Below are 17,746 nucleotides of genomic sequence, written 5' to 3'. Positions count from 1 at the left end.
TCGCCCAGTACGACACCGCGGACGCCAAGCTGACCACGCGCAGGATCTGGCTGCACGGCACCGGTACCGGCCGCAGCGCCCTGCTCCTGTCCTACGGCGCGGCCGGCCGTGCCCCGGAGCTCACCCTCCCGGTGGGACTGGCCTTCGACGCGGAGGTCCGGGCCCATCCGGGCGCGGGGCGGCTGCGCGCGGCACTCGGCGAGCGGTTCGCGGCCCCGGCGCCCACGGAGATACGCCCGCCCGGGGTGACGGCGGCGCAGGCGGCCGCGTGCTACGGCGAGGCGCTGCGGGACGACCCGTGGCTGGAGTCGGTCCCGGTGACGCTGACGGAGGTCGTGCCGGTCCGGGACGGCGAGGGCTGGCAGCTGGCCGACGCGGGGTCCGAGGCCGCGCTGCCGCTGACACCGGCGGCCCTCGCCCGCCCGGGGCTGTGGCGGCTGGTGGCGCTGTCGGGCGGCGCCCCGGTGACCGTTTTCGGCGAGTGCGGCCACCGCGGGTTCACCCCGCTGACGGCCTGGCCGCGGGACGGGGGCGAATTGGTGACTCTGTGTTGACATCTCCTTCACGCTGCGCGACATTCGGGCCGGTCAGGGGCCCATCGCGTCCGGCAATGGAGTGACGTCGGGCCGAGGAGCGGGGCGCCGCCGGTGGAGCGGGAAGCCTCACCCGAAAGGCGCACACCGACCGTCGGCAGAGCTCACCCGTTCGCCCTTTTCTCACGCGTTACACGCATTTGTTCAGCCCCAGGGGAAACCCGGCTCGGTGACCCCTCAACCACTCCCAGGCACCCGGCAACGGAAAGGAAGCTCATGATCAGGACCTCCGCCCCGGTGGAGGCGCCCACGGCGGGCGCCTGGGAGGAGTTGGTCACCACGGCTCTGCTCGGCACCGACCGCCGCAGGCCGCCGGGCGGCGCGCCCGGCCGGGAGGCGCCGATGGCGCTGCTGGACGCGGCGGCCCTGGAGACCGTACGGCGACGGGCCGGGCTGCGTCCCGCTCCCGCGGCCCGGCGCCCGGAGCCGGCCCCCGCCGACCCGCGCCCGCCCCTGCCCGCCGCGGCGGCCCGCAGGCTGGCCCTCCTGATCGCCGACCGGCCCGGCACGGCGGGCGGCGGCCGCAGGGGCACCGCACCCGACCTCATGGAACTGCTGCCCCAGTGGCTCGCGGCGGCGAACGCGCACGGCTACGCCCCTCCCCCACAGTCGCTGCCCGCGCTGCTGGACGCGGCCCGGGGACGCACGGACCTGCGTCCGGCGGTGCTGGCCTTCGCCGGCCCGCGCGCCCTGTGGCTGGCGAGGCTCAACCCGGACTGGCGGTTCGCCCTGCGCGCGGCCCCGGGCGGCGGCGCGTCGCTGCCCGGCCCGGAGGACGCCGACCGGGTCCGGCTGCTGTGGGAGGAGGGCCTGTTCGCCGAGCGGGTCGCGCTCCTCGCCGCGATACGCGCCCGCAGGCCGGCCGCCGCGCGCGAGCTGCTCGCCGGTACCTGGGCGGCCGAGCGGGCCGAGGACCGGCTGATGTTCCTCGACTCGCTGCGCACGGGCCTCGCCCCGGAGGACGAGCCGTTCCTGGAGCAGGCGCTCGCCGACCGCAGCCGCAACGTCCGCGCCACGGCCGCGGAGCTGCTGTCGGCCCTGCCCGGATCGGCGCTCGCCGCGCGGATGGCGGCCAGGGCCGGGGCCTGCGTGGCCGTCGACCACACACGCGGGACGCCGACGATCGTCGTTGAAGCCCCCCACGAGTGCGACGCGAGCATGGAGCGCGACGGTGTCGTGCCCAGGCCGCCCACGGGCCGGGGCGAGCGGTCCTGGTGGCTCGGGCAGCTGGTGGAGGCGGCGCCGCTGGACACCTGGACCGGGCGTCTGGGCGGGCGCGGCCCGCAGGAGGTCGTGGCGCTGCCGGTGGCGGACGACTGGCAGGGCGAGCTGCACGCCGCGTGGTGCCGGGCGGCGGTGCGGCAACGGGACGCGCGGTGGGCGCGGGCGCTGCTCGGCCCGCCCGCCGCGCCCGGGGCCGGCGGCCCGGGCGCGGTGTCCCTGGCCGAGCGCGCCAAACTGCTCGGCACGCTGGACGCCGCCGAACGGGCCGAATGGGTGGCCGGTTTCATCGCGGCGCACGGACTGTCCGAGGCGTTTCAGCTGCTCGGGGTGTGCGCGGTGCCGTGGTCCGCGCCGCTCGGACGGGCGGTGGTCGACGCGCTCAACATCGCGCGGGACGCAGGGAGTTACCCATGGAGTTTCAGTGGAGTGATGGGGCTGGCCGAGCGTTGTCTGGACCCCGCCGAGGCGAGCCGGCTGGACGCGCTGATGGCGGTGCCGGACGAGACGGAGGACACCTCACCGGGCGCCGGGGGGTACTGGGCCGAGGCGTTCCAGCGGCTGGTGACGACCCTGCGGCTGCGCTCCGCCATGGCGCGGGAGCTGGATCCGGCGCAGCCCGGCTGAGCCCCGCCCCGGACCGGGGCGAGGACGGCTCCGGGCGGCACCCGGGTCTCAGTGTCCCGGCGTACCGCGAAGGCCTACGCCCCGGCCGGCTCCCGGACGTTGGCGCGGACCCAGTCGACGATCGCCTGGGTGGTCGCGCCCGGGGTGAAGATCTCCGCGACGCCCTTGTCCTTGAGCGGCGCGATGTCCGCCTCCGGGATGATCCCGCCACCGAAGACGACGATGTCCTCCGCGTCGCGCTGCCTGAGCAGTTCGATCACCGCGGCGAACAGCGTGTTGTGCGCGCCGGAGAGGATGGACAGCCCGATCGCGTCGGCGTCCTCCTGGATCGCGGTGTCGACGATCTGCTCGGGGGTCTGGTGGAGCCCCGTGTAGATGACCTCCATACCGGCGTCGCGCAGCGCCCGCGCGATCACCTTGGCGCCCCGATCGTGGCCGTCGAGCCCCGGCTTGGCCACCACCACGCGGATCGGACCGGCTGCCACACCCATCACTGCCTCCATGAAGCGACTACATCCATCCGTACTGACAAGTACCGCATATGTCGAGCGCATCGAACATGCCGGGCATACCGCACATGCCGTGCGTTCCGCCGTTCACCGCTCCGGCTGCGCCACCTCGGGACGGACGCCCCGCACCACACCGTCCGGGGAAGTGAACGAACGTTATCGCCAGCATCCCGCAACCGGCAGTTTCACGGTGCGGACCGAGGGGGAAATCACACGATGGGACATTCCCCCGGGCACTTGGGGCAAGGGGGAACCCCATGCCGCGCCGAGTTGCACGTCCTAGCGGCCCACGGGCCGCACCTCGCCGCGGCACGGGGCCCGCAGCGGGAACAAGCGTCACGGGAGCCGCAACGAGGTCGTCGCACCACCGCGCCGCAAGCCGCGCGACGCAGTGGTGCGGCGCATCGACGAGGGCACGAAGGACACACAGGGCAGTTCCGGCGGTACGGCGGACGGACCCGCCGGCACACCGGCGCGGCGCCCGGACACGGCGGCATCGCACGCGCCGCGCACCGGACGCCCCTCGTGTGTCCCGCTCACGCCCCGTCGGCCGCCTTCGCCGCGGCTGCCCACGAGGGCACACGGGGGACGGAGCTGTCCTCCCGCGTGCCGACAGGAGGTCGGCCATGAAGGTCACCAGCGTCGCAGACCCCTTCCTTCCGCTCTGTCAGCGCCTGCTCCCGACCAGGCTCGCGGGACTGTCACTGGCCCTCCTGAAGGCGACCGCCCTCGAGCTCGCGATCCTCGCCGGCCACCTGCTGCTGTATCCGTCCGGCATCATCCAGGAGCGCCGCGGCCCGTCCTGCCCGCTCCCCGCGCCGGAGGGCGCCACCGAGCTGCCGACGGAGGCCAAGCCCCCGGTAGTGCTGCTGCACGGCTTCATCGACAACCGTTCCGTCTTCGTCCTGCTGCGCCGCAACCTCGCCCAGCACGGGCGGCAGCGGGTCGAGTCCCTCAACTACTCGCCGCTGACCTGTGACATCCGCACCGCCGCCGAGCTGCTCGGCCGGCACATCGAGGAGATCTGCGAGCGCACCGGCAGCCGGCAGGTCGACGTCGTGGGACACAGCCTCGGCGGCCTGATCGCCCGGTACTACGTGCAGCGCCTCGGCGGCGACCTGCGGGTGCGCACCCTCGTCACGCTCGGCACCCCGCACGCCGGCACCCGGGTGGCCCCGCTGGCCAACGCCCACCCGATCGTGCGCCAGATGCGCCCCGGTTCGGAGCTGATCGAGGAGCTGTCCGGGCCCGCGCCCGGCTGCCGTACGCATTTCGTCAGCTTCTGGAGCGATCTCGACCACCTGATGGACCCGCTGGAGTCGGCCTGCATCGACCACCCCGACCTCCGGGCGGAGAACATCCAGGTCAGCGGCATCGGGCATCTCGCCCTGCCGGTCCACCCGGCCGTGGCGACCGGCATACGCCAGGCGCTGGACGCCGTACGGCCCAAGGACCCGTCCGCCTCCCGCGCCGGCGGCCTCACGGTCGCGTAGGAGGGGCTGCCGACGGGTGCCCGACGGCGCCGCGTTGACCCATCGGGGTCGAACTGTCCTCGAACGCAAACCCAAAGCCGTGTCCGCACAGCCCCGAAACACGGCCGAATGCCCGTTTCCCATGTGTGGGAAACCTGTGGAAGATTGTCGCGCCCGCGTACCGCCGGGTACAGTCGCCGCACTGCTCTGGCAGCCCCTGTTGTCGAGGCGAAAGAGAAGTTGGTGAACGACCGTCACCCGTCGGGGAGCGTGGCCACCCCGGCTCCGGCCTCCGATGCCGCCTCGACGCCGTATGCGTCGTACGGCGCACAGGAAGCCGCGTACGGCGACTTCACCACGTACGGCGACCACACCGCCACCGGATTTCACACCGGCACCTACGGCACGGGGCAGTTCGCGGCCGACCCCCTCTTCGGGGCCTTCCCGGCGGACACCGCGCAGGCGACCGGCTCGTACGACACCGCCCACTGGGCCGCGGACGGCCACCACACCCTGAACTACGACCCGTACGCGGCCCAGCACCACGCCGCCTACGACACCGGGGCCTACGACACGACCGCCTGGACCGACGGCTACCAGCAACTCGCCGCCGTCCCGCAGCAGTCGGGGCCCGTCGACGGCACCGGCCAGTGGGACGCGCAGGGCTGGCTCCAGCCCGACCAGTCGGGCACCGCGGAGGCCACCCAGCACTGGGACTGGAACGCGCAGACCTTCGACACAGGCGCCTACGACGCCACCCAGTGGAACACCGCCGGCCCCGCCGAGGACCCGTACTCCTACGAGGAGGCCGAACTCCCCGCCGCCGAGGGCGAATCGGAGCCCACGCCCACCGATGAGCCGTCCGTCGTCCCGCCGCTGCTGGACGACCAGGAGGAGATTACCCCGTCCGCCGCCCCGGCTCCCGGCCCGCGCGCCTCCTCGCGCGGCGGTTCCCGCTCCCGCCGCCGGACCCCCGCCAAGCGCTCCGCGCTGCTGACCGTGGCGGTCCCCTCGGTCTGCGTGATGGGCGTCGCCGGCATCGCCGCGGCCTCGGTCGGCGGCCTCGGCTCCGACACCAAGGACACCTCGGCCGCCGCCTCCGACGCGCAGCCGGTGCACCCCTCCACCGCGAACAACAAGCTGGACACCCAGTTGCAGGGCCTGTCCGCCGGCGCCGACGACTTCGCCGACCGCGCCAGCCGCACCCAGGAGCGCATCGACCTCAAGGCGCAGCAGGCCGCCGAGAAGAAGAAGGCGGCGGAGGAGGCGGCCCGCAAGGAGCGGCTGCGGCCCAAGTTCGTCCTGCCGGTCACCCAGAGGGGGCTCAGCGCCTACTTCGGCCAGGCCGGCGTCAACTGGATGTCCGTGCACACCGGCATCGACTTCCCCGTCTCCTACGGGACGACGGTCATGGCCGCGACCGACGGCACCGTGCGCACGCAGTGGAACAGCGCCTACGGCAACATGATGATCGTGACCGCGAAGGACGGCACGGAGACGTGGTACTGCCATCTCTCCAGCTACCGGGTGCCCTCCGGCACGGTCGTGAAGGCCGGCACCCCCATCGCGTACTCCGGCAACTCGGGCAACTCCACCGGCCCGCACCTGCACTTCGAGGTCAGGCCGGCCGGCGGGTCGCCGATAGACCCGCTGCCGTGGCTGCGCAGCCACGGTCTGGACCCGACCTGATCCGGCCCTCACCCGACCCGGCCCCGACCTGACCCGGCCCTGACCGGACGATGACGAGACCGCCCCCGGCTCCCGGGGGCGGTTCGGCTTTCTACAGCTTCTCCACCGGCGCGTACCGCAGCAGGAGCCGCTTCGGCTTGGTGTCGCCGAAGTCGATCGTCGCCTCGGCGTTGGCTCCGGTGCCCTTGACCGCGACCACCGTGCCGAGACCGAACTGGTCGTGGGTGACCCGGTCGCCGACCGCGAGGGACACCACCGGCTTCTCCGAGGCCCGCCGGGTGGCGAACCCGGAGGCGCCGGACGCCGACGAGCGGGACCGGGAGGAGGACAGCGAGGACGCGACCGCGGAGGCGGGGCCGGAGGTCACCGGCGAGGAACCGCCCGTGCGCTTCCAGTCCACGTGTGTCGGCGGGATCTCCTCCAGGAAGCGGGAGGGAGGATTGTACGAGGGCTGTCCCCACGCGCTGCGCATGGCCGAGCGGGTCAGGTACAGCCGCTCTCGCGCGCGCGTGATGCCGACGTAGGCGAGGCGGCGCTCCTCCTCCAGCTCCTTGGTCTGGCCGAGGGCGCGCATGTGCGGGAACACGCCGTCCTCCATGCCGGTGAGGAACACGACCGGGAACTCCAGGCCCTTGGCGGTGTGCAGGGTCATCAGCGTGATGACGCCCGAACCGTCCTCCTCCTCGTCCGGGATCTGGTCGGAGTCGGCGACCAGCGCGACCTGCTCCAGGAAGTCGGACAGCGCGACCGGCTCGCCCTCCCCGCGCTCCTGCTCGAACTCCAGGGCCACGGCGGCCAGTTCCTGGAGGTTCTCGATACGGGTCTCGTCCTGCGGGTCGGTGGAGGCCTGCAACTCGGCCAGGTAGCCGGTGCGTTCGAGCACGGCCTCCAGTACGGTCGCCGGGCCGGCGCCCGACTCCACGATCGTGCGCAGGTCTTCCATCAGCGTGTTGAACCGCTTGACCGCGTTCGCCGACCGCGCGGCCATGCCGTACGCCTCGTCGACGCGGCGCAGCGCCTGCGGGAAGCTGATCCGCTCGCGCTGGGCGAGGGCGTCGATCATGGCCTCGGCGCGGTCGCCGATGCCGCGCTTGGGCACGTTGAGGATGCGGCGCAGCGGGACGGAGTCCTCCGGGTTGGCCAGCACCCGCAGATAGGCGAGGACGTCCCGGACCTCCTTGCGCTCGTAGAAGCGGACACCGCCGACGACCTTGTAGGGCAGGCCGACGCGGATGAAGACCTCTTCGAAGACACGGGACTGGGCGTTGGTGCGGTAGAAGACGGCGACGTCGCCGGCCTTCGCCTCGCCCGCGTCCGTGAGGCGGTCTATCTCGTCGGCGACGAACTGCGCCTCGTCGTGCTCGGTGTCGGCGACGTACCCGGCGATGCGGGCGCCCGCGCCGGCGTTGGTCCACAGGTTCTTCGGGCGGCGGGACTCGTTGCGCTCGATGACCGCGTTGGCGGCGGACAGGATCGTCTGCGTGGAGCGGTAGTTCTGCTCCAGCAGGATCGTCGTCGCGTCGGGGTAGTCCTCCTCGAACTGGAGGATGTTGCGGATGGTGGCACCGCGGAAGGCGTAGATCGACTGGTCCGCGTCACCGACCACGCACAGCTCGGCGGGCGGGAGGTCACCCTCGGCCGGGGGTACGTCCTCGTCGTGCGAGCCCGTGCCGACGAGTTCGCGGACCAGGGCGTACTGCGCGTGGTTGGTGTCCTGGTACTCGTCGACCAGGACGTGGCGGAAGCGGCGGCGGTAGTGCTCGGCGACGTCCGGGAAGGCGCGCAGCAGGTTGACCGTCGTCATGATCAGGTCGTCGAAGTCGAGGGCGTTGGCCTCGCGCAGCCGCGACTGGTAGAGCGCGTAGGCCTGCGCGAGCGTCTTCTCGAAGCCGTCGGTGGCCTGTGCGGCGAAGTCCTCCTCGTCGATCAGCTCGTTCTTCAGGTTGCTGATCTTGGCGCTGAACGACTTGGGCGGGTAGCGCTTGGGGTCGAGGTCCAGGTCGCGGCAGACCAGGGCCATCAGGCGCTTGGAGTCGGCCGCGTCGTAGATCGAGAAGGAGGACGTGAAGCCGAGCTTCTTGGACTCCCGGCGCAGGATGCGCACGCACGCGCTGTGGAAGGTCATCACCCACATCGCGTTCGCCCGCGGCCCGACGAGCTGCTCGACGCGCTCCTTCATCTCGCCCGCGGCCTTGTTGGTGAAGGTGATCGCGAGGATCTGGCCGGGGTGGACGCCCCGCTCGGCCAGCAGGTACGCGATGCGGTGCGTGAGCACACGGGTCTTGCCGGAGCCGGCGCCGGCCACGATGAGCAGCGGGGCGCCGGCGTGCACGACGGCCGCGCGCTGGTTCTCGTTCAGCCCCTCGAGGAGCGCGGCCGGGTCCGCCGCGGGGCGCGGCGCCCCGTCCCGGTAGTACGCGTCCCGGTCCGGCGGCACGTCGAACTTCCCGCCGAACAGATCGTCCGGAACCGGCTCCGGAGCGTGATCGTCCTCGGGCGGCGGCGGGGGCTCCTCCCCATGGCCGCGCGGGGCCTGGAGATCCGCCAGGAAGCTGTCGTCAAAGAGGCTGCTCATCGCTCTACGAGTCTAGGGCGCGCCACCGACAACCCGGGGCCGCCCCGGGAAGACGGCCCCTGCGGCACAAGATAACGAAAACGTATCGGACATATGTCACTCCAACCTTCACATGAGCCACACGAGTTGGTTACCGTGCCGTCCAGGCCGTACGGGCTCGAAGGCCCGGGCCCCAGCTTCACCGCCAATCCGAGGCGGACGATGGAAGGAGTCGCCTCCCTTGGCGTCGCACCGCAGGACGCGCCCCGCAGTTACGCGCGTAGCAGACCTCGGCATCCCCGCACCGGCCACCGCGGCCCTCGCCCCGGTCACCCTGTTCGCCCCCGCGGCCGAGGACTCCCCCGCCGGGGACACGGGCCGGCCGAGCCGGGAAGAGATCCAGCGGAAGATCGACGACCTGTACCGCCGGGCGGAGTCGTCGACGGAGCAGGCGGTCCCGCCGCGGACGCCGGCGGCCGGTGAGAGGCCCGAGGGAGCGGAAAGGGCCGATCGGACGGAGGGGGGCGCGAGGGCCGAGAGGGCCGCCAGGCGCGTGGACATGCTCACCCGGGCCCGGGAGATGCTCGGCGCCTTCACCGCCGCGCAGAACCGGACCGCGCCCGATGCCCCCGAGGCCGCGGCCGAGCTGCTCGCGGGCACCCCGCAGGGTTACTACGACCCGGCACAGGTCATGAGCCGGCTCACCGCCCGGCAGCGCAGCCTGGTCCAGAACCACACCGCCCCGGCGAACCCCGCGGTTGCGGCGGCCCCGGCTGTTCCGGCGGCCCCGGCTGTTCCGGCTGTTCCGGCGGCCACTCGGCCGGTGATCCCCCGGCAGCGGCAGGAGTCCGTACCCGTCCGCGAGGTCCGTGGGCCCCAGGAGCTCCGCGAGGCTCCGTCGGCGCCGCGGCACGACATCAGGTCGGCCAAGGCCGCCGTCCAGCACAAGCTCGCCACCGCCCGCGAACTGCTGTCCCGGGCGGCCGCGCCGCTCCCGCCGGTGCCCTCCGTCGCACCGGTCGCGCCTGTCGCGTCGCTCCCGCCGGTGCCCTCCGTCGCGCCGGTCGCCCCGGTCGCACCGGTCGCAGCGGACACCTCGTACGCCCCCAAGGCCGCGAAGGCCCTCGCCTTCGCCCGCGCGCAGATCGGCAAGCCGTACGTCTGGGGCGCGGCCGGCCCCGGATCGTACGACTGCTCCGGTCTGACGCAGGCCGCGTGGAAAGCGGCGGGCGTCACCCTCCCGCGCACCATCCCCGGCCAGGCGGGCGCGGGCAGGACGGTCCCGCCGGCCGAGGCGGTCCCCGGCGACCTCGTCCTCTTCCGGAACGAGGAGTGCGACGGCATCGGCCACATCGGCGTCTACGCGGGCGACGGCATGATGATCCACGCCCCGCGCCCCGGCGGCTACGTGTGCGAGGAGCCCATCCACCGCGCCGGCGGCCCCGCCGTCGAGGGCGTGGTGCGCCCGGCCTGACGCGGGGCCGCTTTCGCGCTCGTCCCCCGTTTCGCGCTCATCCCCGTTTCGCGCGCGTTCGCGTTTTGTGCGCGCCCGCGCGCGTGCCCCGCTCGCACGGCGCGCGAAGCTCTCTAGCATCGGGCCATGCCCGCCACCTCTCCCCTGCGCGCCTGGCTGGAGCAGCGTCCGCCGGCGGCCGGCGCCGCCGTGATGGCGACCGGCATCGTGTCGGTCGGACTGCACCTGGCGGGTCACGAACCGCTGTCCCGCGTGGTCCTCGTGCCGGCCTGCGCCGCCTGGATCGCGCTGGCCGCGGACTTCGCCGTACGACTGCTGCGCGACCGGTCGGAGTGGACGGCCGAGGCGGGGACACCGGGCGCGCTCACCGCCGTCGCCGCGACGACCGTGCTGGGCACCCGGTTCTCCGCGCTCGGGTGGCAGACCCTCGCCGGGGCCCTGCTGGCGCTCGCCGTGGGGGTGTGGCCGTGGCTGCTGGTGCTGGTCCTGCGGCACAGCGGGCGGCGCATGCCGGGCTCGGTGTTCCTGTGCTGTGTGGCCACCGAAGGGCTGGCGGTGCTCGCGGCCGCGCTGGCCAAGGCGGTGACCACGGCGTGGCTCGCGCACGCCGCGCTGGTCGCCTTCTGGCTCGGCCTCGCGCTCTACGTCTTCGCGCTGAGCCGCTTCGACCCTCGGCAGGTCGTCGAGGGGCGCGGGGACCACTGGGTCGCCGGCGGCGCGCTGGCGATCTCGGCGCTCGCCGGGGCCAGGCTGACCGACGCGAACAGTGCGCGCCTGTACCTGTGGAACGCCGACGACAGCGGCGTACTGCGCACGGCGACCATCGTTCTCGTGGCCCTCGACGTGTGCTGGTACGTCGTCCTGCTCGCCTGCGAGGTGGCGCGGCCCCGGCTGGGCTACGACGTGCGCCGCTGGTCGACCGTGTTCCCGATGGGCATGTCGGCGGCCGCGATGCTGTCCGTGGCCACCGCCCTGCACTACCCCTGGCTCAAGGTCCCGGGGCAGGTGCTGCTGTGGATCGCTGTGGCGGCGTGGCTCGCCGTCGCCGCGGGCGCGGCCGCGGACGCGCGCGCGGGGGTGGCGGCGCTCAGGTCCACAGCACCGCGATGAAGATGTTCGCCATGGTGAGCAACCCCACCAGGCCGAACAGGCTCTTGTCCACCTTCTCGTCGTCGCGCTTGACGTAGACCAGGCCGAGGATCACGACCAGCACCGCGAGCTTCACACCGATCTTGATCGTGTCGACGTGGTGGTCCTGGGCCTCGTTGAGGCCGACGAGGACGACACCGGTGACCAGCATGGTCAGCGCGCCGTGCAGCATCGCGGGGACGAACCGGGCCGTGCCCTGGCCCATCGCCTTCATCTGGGTGAGGAAACCGCCGAGCAGCGCGGCGATGCCGATGATGTGCAGGCCGACGAAGAGATGGATGAGTACGTCCATGAGGCCGGAGCCTAACCAGGGCCCTCGCCCGGTCCGGACACCGGCCCTCGCGGACGGCCGCGTGCGCCCGCACGCCTAAGGGTCGCATGTACGCGCCAACGCGGCCGCGCCACAGGGGTTGCATATATGCGCCCCATAGCACCCGGCGGCGTCCGCCCGCCCGCGAACCGCAGCTTCGGTCATCGCTCCGCGTGAAGGACGCCCCCCTGCGCGGCGATCACGGTCACATACGGTCACCCGGCGGTCCGCTCACGCCAGTTCCGCACATGGAGTCACGGAGCGGTCACGGACGGGTTTAGCGTCCTCCCCCAGGTGACCGGCTCCCCACCGCCGCCCGGGCCAGGGGCGGCAGTCGGACACCACCGCCAAGAGGTCCGGCGGCGGCCTGCTCCCCCTGTGCGAGCCGCCGCCGGACGCGCAGCCCACTCCGGCGGCCGGACGAAGGGACGTGACGGTCCACGTGGCAGCGCACCGCAAGCCCCGTAGACATCCGCTCGGCGGCGGCACCGCCCGTACCGCCGTCACGATCGCGCTGGCGGGCGCGGCGACCGCCGCCGTCTTCGACGGCACCGGGCAGGCCGCGCCGCGGCCGACGCCCGCGCAGGTCAGGGCCAAAGTGAACAAGCTGTACCAGGAGGCGGAGGCCGCCACCGAGAAGTACAACGGCGCGAAGGAGAAGGCGGGCGCGGCCGAGCGGCGGCTGCGTACGCTGGCCGACGAGGCCGCGCGCAGGCAGGAGAGGCTCAACTCCGCGCGCGACGCGCTCGGTTCGATCGCCGCCGCGCAGTACCGTGCCGGCGGTCTCGATCCGACGGTACGGCTGATGCTCTCCGCCGATCCCCGGCACTACCTGGAGGGCGCCGAGCTCGCCGAACGGGCCGGTTCCCGGCAGTCGGCCGCCGTGGCCGGGGTCCGCAGACAGGTCCGGGAGATCGAGCAGTTGCGCGGGGACGCGCGCGTGGAGCTGGCCTCGCTCAAGGACCGGCAGGCGGAGCTGCGGCTGCGGAAGAGGACGATCAACGGCAAGCTCGACGAGGCCCGGCGGCTGCTGTCCCAGCTCTCCCCCGGGGAGCGGGCGGCCATCGGCGAGGGCGGCGACGCGGGGCACGCGTCCCGCTCGGACGGCGCGCGGGACCCGCTCGGCGTGCCGGGGCAGGCCGAGGCGCCCGACTCCCGTGCGGCGGCGGCCGTCTCGTACGCCTACGCCAAGCTCGGCAGCCCCTATGTGTGGGGCGCCACCGGGCCCGACGCCTTCGACTGCTCGGGGCTGGTCCAGGCCGCGTACCGCTCGGCCGGGGTCTCCCTGCCGCGCACCACCTACGCCCAGATCGGCGCGGGCCGTCGTGTCTCGCGCTCCGAACTGCTCCCCGGCGACCTGGTGTTCTTCTACTCCGGCGTCAGCCACGTGGGCATCTACATCGGCGGCGGCCGGATGATCCACGCCCCCAACCCCTCGGCGCCGGTGCGGGTGGCGCCGATCGACCAGATGCCGTTCGCGGGGGCGACCCGGGTGGTGTGAGACCCCGGTGCGGATCTCGCGCGGGAGGGCGGCGGGGCCGCCACCGGCTCACACCGAAATCACACCAGGCGGCGGGCCGTCGCCCAGCGGGTCAGCTCGTGGCGGTTGGACAGCTGGAGCTTGCGCAGGACCGCCGAGACATGGGACTCCACGGTCTTCACCGAGATGAACAGCTGCTTGGCGATCTCCTTGTACGCGTACCCGCGCGCGATCAGGCGCAGCACCTCGCGCTCGCGCTGGGTCAGGCGGTCCAGGTCCTCGTCGACCGGCGGGGCGTCGGTCGAGGCGAAGGCGTCGAGGACGAATCCGGCCAGCCTCGGGGAGAAGACGGCGTCGCCCTCCTGGACGCGGAAGACCGAGTCGATGAGGTCCGAGCCCGTGATCGTCTTGGTCACATAGCCCCGGGCGCCGCCGCGGATCACACCGATCACGTCCTCCGCCGCGTCCGAGACGGACAGCGCGAGGAAGCGCACGGGCCGCTCGGCGTCGGCCATCAGCCCTGCGCAGCGGCGCAGCACCTCGACCCCGCCGCCGCCGGGCAGGTGGACGTCGAGGAGGACGACCTCGGGGCGGGTCGCGGTGATGACGGTGACCGCCTGGTCGACGTCCGCCGCCTCGCCGACGACCTCCACACCGGTCTCGTCGGTCCGGCCGATCTCGGCCTGCACCCCGGTGCGGAACATGCGGTGGTCGTCGACGAGGACCACGCGCACCCGCCGCCCGGTCCCGCCCCCCGCGCCGCCCGCACCGCTCCCGGCGGCCTCCGCGGCCTGCGCCGCTTCCGCCCCCGCCGTACCGTTCGCCTCGGTCGGGTCGCTCATCACGTGTTCTCCGCCCTCTCCATCTCCAGCTCGACCTCCGTGCCGCCGTCCGGCACCGCGCGCAGCCGGGCCATGCCCCCGTTGCGCTCCATGCGGCCGATGATCGATTCTCTGACGCCCATCCGGTCGGCGGGTATCGCGTCGAGGTCGAAGCCCGGGCCGCGGTCCCGGACGGACACGAAGACCGTCCTGCCCTCCACTTCGGCGTAGACCTGCACGGCGCCGCCCTCGCCACCGTACTTGGCGGCGTTCACCATGGCTTCCCGCGCGGCCTGCATCTGGGCGCCGATCCGCTCGTCGAGCGGGCAGTCGCCCACCACGACCACCTCTATGGGCACGCCGTGCTTGTCCTCCACCTCGGCGGCGTTGCGCTTGACCGCCTCGGCGAGGGTGGCCGGTTCGTCGGCCTCGTCCTTGCCGTTGCCCTCAGGTTTGTAGAGCCAGGCTCGCAGGTCGCGCTCCTGGGCGCGGGCGAGGCGGCGCACCTCGCCGGGGTTCTCCGCGTTGCGCTGGATCAGGGTCAGGGTGTGCAGCACCGAGTCGTGGACGTGGGCGGCGACCTCGGCGCGCTCCTGGGCGCGGATGCGCATCAGGCGCTCCTCGGACAGGTCCTGCGTCATGCGCACGAGATACGGACCGGCGAGCAGCGTGATGCCGACGAGGACGGCGAGGGCCGCCTGGAGGACCGAGCCGAGGTGCGCGGCGGACCCCTGGAGGACGAAGATGGCGGAGACGCCGGCGGTGACCAGCAGGACGCCGGCGCCGGCGCGCAGCAGCGTGAGCGTACGGCGGCGGCGGCCGACCTCGACCCAGCGGGCCCGGCGGGCGTTGTCGGCCTGGCGCCAGACCAGTGCGACACCGGCGGCGACGAGGACGGCGGGCACCAGGTACGCCTTGGCGCCGCTGCCCAGGTTGACGCTGCCGACGAAGACGGTCGCCACGACGACCATGAGGAGCAGGGCGACCATCTGGCCCCGGTCCGGCTTGCGGGCGACGATTCTGCGGCGGCCGTCCGGGGAGGTCTCGGTGGTGACCAGGGACGGCGGCTTCTGGCCGCCGACACCTCCCACGCCGAGGGGCACGAAGAACCAGAAGGCCGCGTACAGCAGCGCGCCCAGGCCGTCCGCCATGAACAGGCCCGCGAAGACGAGCCGCACCCAGACCACGGGCAGCCCGAGGTGCCCGGCCAGCCCCCGCGCCACTCCGCCGAGCCAGCGTCCGTCGCTGCTGCGGTAGAGCTTGCGCGGCGGCCGCGGGTCGTCGAGGGGCAGGCTTGCGGCTTCCGGCATGCCACTGATGGTCACACGCCCACGGCGAAGAGGGCATCAGGGTCCGCCCCCGAGACTCCCCTGATCTCCGACCGCGCCTGCCGCCAGGGCATGCGGACGGCACGGGGCGGGCCGCGGAATGCGCGGGTCCGGTCGCGGGAGGGGCTGGTCGAACGGATCCCCGGCGGGGGGTCAGGGGCGAATCAGGGTTCGGCCAGGGTAGTCCGGGCTGCCGTGGCGGCGGCGCGCCCGTCACCATGGACGCATGACGAATCACCAGCACGCCGGGAGAGGCAGGGGACCCGGCTCCGGTCCGCGTCCGCCCTCGGGCGCCGGGCCGCGGGACGCGACGCCCGGCTCGCCCGCCGCCGGCGGCGCGGGTGCCGGTGAGGAGTCGCGCGCGCACGAGCGGGCGGGCGCGCGCGGAGAGGGAGGAGCGGGCGGACGGCCGGACGAGGCCGGCAGGGCCCGCCCGAGGGGAGAGGCGAAGGTGACGGGGACAGCGGAGGCGTCCGGGCGGCCGGACGCGCCCGAGGAGGGTGCGCGGACCGCCGGGGGGATGCCGGGGTTCCGGCGGGACGGGCGGAACAGGACGATAGCGGGGGTCTGCTCCGGCCTCGGCCGGCTGTGCGACATGGACCCGGTGATCTTCCGGATCACCCTGGCCGTGCTCGCCGGGACCGGCGGCATAGGCCTCATCTTCTACGGCTTCGCCTGGCTCTTCGTGCCCTACGAGGGCGAGGAGGAGAACGAGGTGCGCAAGCTCCTCACCGGCCGGGTGGACGGGCAGGCGCTGGCGGCCGTGCTGTTCGCGCTGGTCGGCTGCGGAGTGTTCCTGTCCGTGCTGAGCAACGCCGGGGTGCTCACCTTCGCCGTGGTCGTCTCCCTGCTCCTCGCGGGCGCCGGGTACTGGTCGCGGCACCGCGGCGCCCCCGACCCCGACCCTCTGGCCGCCCAGGCCGCCGCCGACGCACCGCCGGAGGCCAAGGCGCCGCCGGTCCCGGCCGGCTATCCGTCCTGGTGGCGCGACCCCATCGTCAAGGACGGGACGCATGTCGGGGGCACGGGCTATCTGTGGGGCCCCAGCGACTCGCGCGACCGGGACATCGCCGCCGCCGTCAACATCAGCCTCGGCGCCTACGCCGGAGAGGACGCGCGCAGCCCTCGCACCGAGCCGCCGCGCCCGCGCGGCCCCCGCTGGACGGGCGGCTGGATATTCCTGCTCGCCCTGCTCGCCGGCGGCCTAGGCACCCGTCTGACCTGGGAACACCACGCGCTCGGCACCAGCCTGCAGACCGGCCTCGCCTGCGCGCTGGTGGTGTTCGGGCTGGGCGTGGCGGTGAGTTCGTTCCTCGGGCGCACGGGGGCGGGCTCGATGCTGCTGGCCCTGATCACCGCGGCCCTGCTCACCGCCTCGGCGGCCCTCCCGAAGGACATCGGCACCCAGTGGACACACCGGACATGGCAGCCCGCCGCCACGGCCGACGTCCAGGGCCACTACACCCTCGGCACCGGCGAGGGCACCCTCGACCTGACCCGGATACGCCCGGGCCAGGGGCACACGGTGACGACTCGCGCCCAGGTGGGGGCGGGACGCCTGCGGGTGGTCGTCCCCCGGGACGTGACGGTGCGGGCCGGCATCGACGTGGGGCTCGGCGACATCCAGCTGCCGGGCGACAGCTCCAAGGACGTGGACGTGGCGCCGGGCAAGCACCAGCAGGTGACGCTGCCCCCGCCCGCCGGGACCAAGGACGCCGGGACGATCGAACTCGACCTGCAGGTCGGGCTGGGACAGGCGGAGGTGAGCCGTGCTGCGTCATGAGTTCCAGCCCGGGAGGCTGGTGGCCGGTGTCTTCCTGACAGCCGTGGGTGTCCTCTACGCGGGCGACGCGGCCGGCGCCTGGCAGGCGCCCTGGTTCGTGGCGATACCGCTGGTCGTGGGCGGCCTGTGCCTGGCCGGAGCGGCGGCCGTCCTCGACCGCGCGGTACGCAGGCGCCGGTCGGGCCGCACCCCGGCCGACGGCATCCGGACGGAGGGAGCGGGCTCCTGAGGGAGCCGGCGGGCTGCTGAGCGAGCGGGGCGGCGGGCGGACGCCCCGGCCGGGGGGGCAGGCGAGGAGCTTGCCGGGCTACAGGTAGTCGCCGGCCCCGCGCCGGCGGCGCGAGCGCAGGGCCGCGTCGAGGGAGAACATCGGGGTGCCCGCCAGCACCAGGGGCAGCCAGGCCATCAGATAGGCGAGGTCGTTGCCGTAGTAGTAGGGGGTGGAGGCCCAGCTGACCGTGAGCCACAGGCTGAGGGAGATCAGCGCGCCGCCGAGCGCGGCCAGCCGGCCGAGCAGGCCGAGCAGGGTGCCGATGCCGACGGCCAGTTCACCGAGGGCGATGACGTAGCCGAAGCCGACCGGGTTCTTCAGGGCCAGGTCGACGAGGGCCGGGATGGCCGCGGAGTCGCGGACCGCGCGCATGGTGTCGCCGAGCGAGCCGGAGCCCGCGGCCTTCATGAAGGAGCTGTCGGTGAGTTTGTCGAGACCCGCGTAGATGAAGGTGACGCCCAGGAA

General features: G+C 73.8%; 14 protein-coding genes and 1 pseudogene. 9 read left to right on the top strand and 6 right to left on the bottom strand.

What is annotated here, in order from left to right; genetic code table 11:
- Positions 1 to 554 (top strand): annotated as a pseudogene (locus IE249_RS36195) (SWIM zinc finger family protein); the annotation flags it as partial.
- A 255-nt stretch (positions 555 to 809) separates the two neighbouring features.
- Positions 810 to 2,441: a DUF5691 domain-containing protein gene (locus IE249_RS04720; protein WP_189703469.1), complete on the top strand. Its 1,632-nt coding sequence runs from the start codon at positions 810 to 812 to the stop codon at positions 2,439 to 2,441.
- A gap of 74 nt (positions 2,442 to 2,515) precedes the next feature.
- Here IE249_RS04720 and icmB read toward each other — a convergent pair whose 3' ends face one another.
- Positions 2,516 to 2,932, bottom strand: a complete 417-nt coding sequence (gene icmB / locus IE249_RS04715) for a coenzyme B12-dependent isobutyryl CoA mutase small subunit (protein WP_189703468.1) — start codon at positions 2,930 to 2,932, stop codon at positions 2,516 to 2,518.
- Between the two features lie 644 nt (positions 2,933 to 3,576).
- Between icmB and IE249_RS39680 the strand changes: the two genes are divergently transcribed.
- Together IE249_RS39680 and IE249_RS04705 are read left to right on the top strand one after the other, a co-directional pair.
- Entirely contained in the window at positions 3,577 to 4,443 is an 867-nt protein-coding gene (locus IE249_RS39680) for an esterase/lipase family protein (RefSeq protein WP_189703467.1), read from the top strand.
- A 222-nt stretch (positions 4,444 to 4,665) separates the two neighbouring features.
- The gene (locus tag IE249_RS04705; protein WP_444544801.1) at positions 4,666 to 6,111 is read left to right on the top strand and encodes a M23 family metallopeptidase; all 1,446 of its coding nucleotides are present in this window, start codon (positions 4,666 to 4,668) and stop codon (positions 6,109 to 6,111) included.
- A 91-nt stretch (positions 6,112 to 6,202) separates the two neighbouring features.
- On the opposite strand, the gene pcrA is transcribed toward IE249_RS04705, so the two are convergent.
- Positions 6,203 to 8,686, bottom strand: coding sequence for a DNA helicase PcrA (gene pcrA / locus IE249_RS04700; RefSeq protein ID WP_189703465.1), 2,484 nt, complete (start codon positions 8,684 to 8,686; stop codon positions 6,203 to 6,205).
- Positions 8,687 to 8,906: 220 nt separating this feature from the next.
- On the opposite strand from pcrA, the gene IE249_RS04695 reads away from it, so the two are divergent.
- On the top strand, positions 8,907 to 10,139 hold the full coding sequence (locus IE249_RS04695) for a C40 family peptidase (RefSeq protein WP_189703464.1): 1,233 nt from the start codon (positions 8,907 to 8,909) through the stop codon (positions 10,137 to 10,139).
- 126 nt (positions 10,140 to 10,265) lie between these two features.
- Positions 10,266 to 11,249 (top strand): tellurite resistance/C4-dicarboxylate transporter family protein, encoded by a 984-nt coding sequence (locus IE249_RS04690; RefSeq protein ID WP_189703463.1) that lies wholly within the window; start codon positions 10,266 to 10,268, stop codon positions 11,247 to 11,249.
- On the opposite strand, the gene IE249_RS04685 is transcribed toward IE249_RS04690, so the two are convergent.
- Positions 11,227 to 11,580, bottom strand: a complete 354-nt coding sequence (locus tag IE249_RS04685) for a hypothetical protein (RefSeq protein WP_189703462.1) — start codon at positions 11,578 to 11,580, stop codon at positions 11,227 to 11,229. The genes IE249_RS04690 and IE249_RS04685 overlap by 23 nt on opposite strands.
- Positions 11,581 to 12,040: 460 nt before the next feature.
- Here IE249_RS04685 and IE249_RS04680 point away from each other — a divergent pair, with 460 nt between their 5' ends.
- Positions 12,041 to 13,099, top strand: a complete 1,059-nt coding sequence (locus tag IE249_RS04680; protein WP_189703692.1) for a C40 family peptidase — start codon at positions 12,041 to 12,043, stop codon at positions 13,097 to 13,099.
- Positions 13,100 to 13,158: 59 nt separating this feature from the next.
- Here IE249_RS04680 and IE249_RS04675 read toward each other — a convergent pair whose 3' ends face one another.
- Both IE249_RS04675 and IE249_RS04670 read right to left on the bottom strand, forming a co-directional pair.
- Positions 13,159 to 13,920, bottom strand: a complete 762-nt coding sequence (locus tag IE249_RS04675; protein ID WP_189703461.1) for a LuxR C-terminal-related transcriptional regulator — start codon at positions 13,918 to 13,920, stop codon at positions 13,159 to 13,161.
- Positions 13,920 to 15,209: an ATP-binding protein gene (locus IE249_RS04670; RefSeq protein ID WP_189703460.1), complete on the bottom strand. Its 1,290-nt coding sequence runs from the start codon at positions 15,207 to 15,209 to the stop codon at positions 13,920 to 13,922. The genes IE249_RS04675 and IE249_RS04670 overlap by 1 nt, the downstream gene beginning before the upstream one ends.
- 244 nt (positions 15,210 to 15,453) lie before the next feature.
- Here IE249_RS04670 and IE249_RS04665 point away from each other — a divergent pair, with 244 nt between their 5' ends.
- Both IE249_RS04665 and IE249_RS04660 read left to right on the top strand, forming a co-directional pair.
- The gene (locus IE249_RS04665) at positions 15,454 to 17,010 is read left to right on the top strand and encodes a PspC domain-containing protein (protein WP_189703459.1); all 1,557 of its coding nucleotides are present in this window, start codon (positions 15,454 to 15,456) and stop codon (positions 17,008 to 17,010) included.
- Entirely contained in the window at positions 16,997 to 17,239 is a 243-nt protein-coding gene (locus tag IE249_RS04660; protein WP_189703458.1) for a hypothetical protein, read from the top strand. Before IE249_RS04665 ends, IE249_RS04660 begins: the two co-directional genes overlap by 14 nt.
- Before the next feature lie 78 nt (positions 17,240 to 17,317).
- Here IE249_RS04660 and IE249_RS04655 read toward each other — a convergent pair.
- The coding region (locus IE249_RS04655) for a DoxX family membrane protein (protein ID WP_229857527.1) at positions 17,318 to 17,746 on the bottom strand (429 nt) is incomplete at its 5' end.

Origin of the sequence: Streptomyces anandii JCM 4720, from assembly GCF_014650655.1 — a bacterium.
Taxonomy (GTDB): Bacteria; Actinomycetota; Actinomycetes; order Streptomycetales; family Streptomycetaceae; genus Streptomyces; species Streptomyces anandii.
This window is presented reverse-complemented; position numbering and strand designations above follow the sequence as displayed.

What these genes read in the sequence shown, in the direction of transcription:
- IE249_RS04720 (WP_189703469.1), top strand. Translation starts at nt 810, where the DNA reads ATGATCAGGACCTCCGCCCCGGTGGAGGCGCCCACGGCGGGCGCCTGG.
- icmB (WP_189703468.1), bottom strand. Translation starts at nt 2,932, where the DNA reads ATGGGTGTGGCAGCCGGTCCGATCCGCGTGGTGGTGGCCAAGCCGGGG.
- IE249_RS39680 (WP_189703467.1), top strand. Translation starts at nt 3,577, where the DNA reads ATGAAGGTCACCAGCGTCGCAGACCCCTTCCTTCCGCTCTGTCAGCGC.
- pcrA (WP_189703465.1), bottom strand. Translation starts at nt 8,686, where the DNA reads ATGAGCAGCCTCTTTGACGACAGCTTCCTGGCGGATCTCCAGGCCCCG.
- IE249_RS04690 (WP_189703463.1), top strand. Translation starts at nt 10,266, where the DNA reads ATGCCCGCCACCTCTCCCCTGCGCGCCTGGCTGGAGCAGCGTCCGCCG.
- IE249_RS04685 (WP_189703462.1), bottom strand. Translation starts at nt 11,580, where the DNA reads ATGGACGTACTCATCCATCTCTTCGTCGGCCTGCACATCATCGGCATC.
- IE249_RS04675 (WP_189703461.1), bottom strand. Translation starts at nt 13,920, where the DNA reads ATGAGCGACCCGACCGAGGCGAACGGTACGGCGGGGGCGGAAGCGGCG.
- IE249_RS04670 (WP_189703460.1), bottom strand. Translation starts at nt 15,209, where the DNA reads ATGCCGGAAGCCGCAAGCCTGCCCCTCGACGACCCGCGGCCGCCGCGC.
- IE249_RS04665 (WP_189703459.1), top strand. Translation starts at nt 15,454, where the DNA reads ATGACGAATCACCAGCACGCCGGGAGAGGCAGGGGACCCGGCTCCGGT.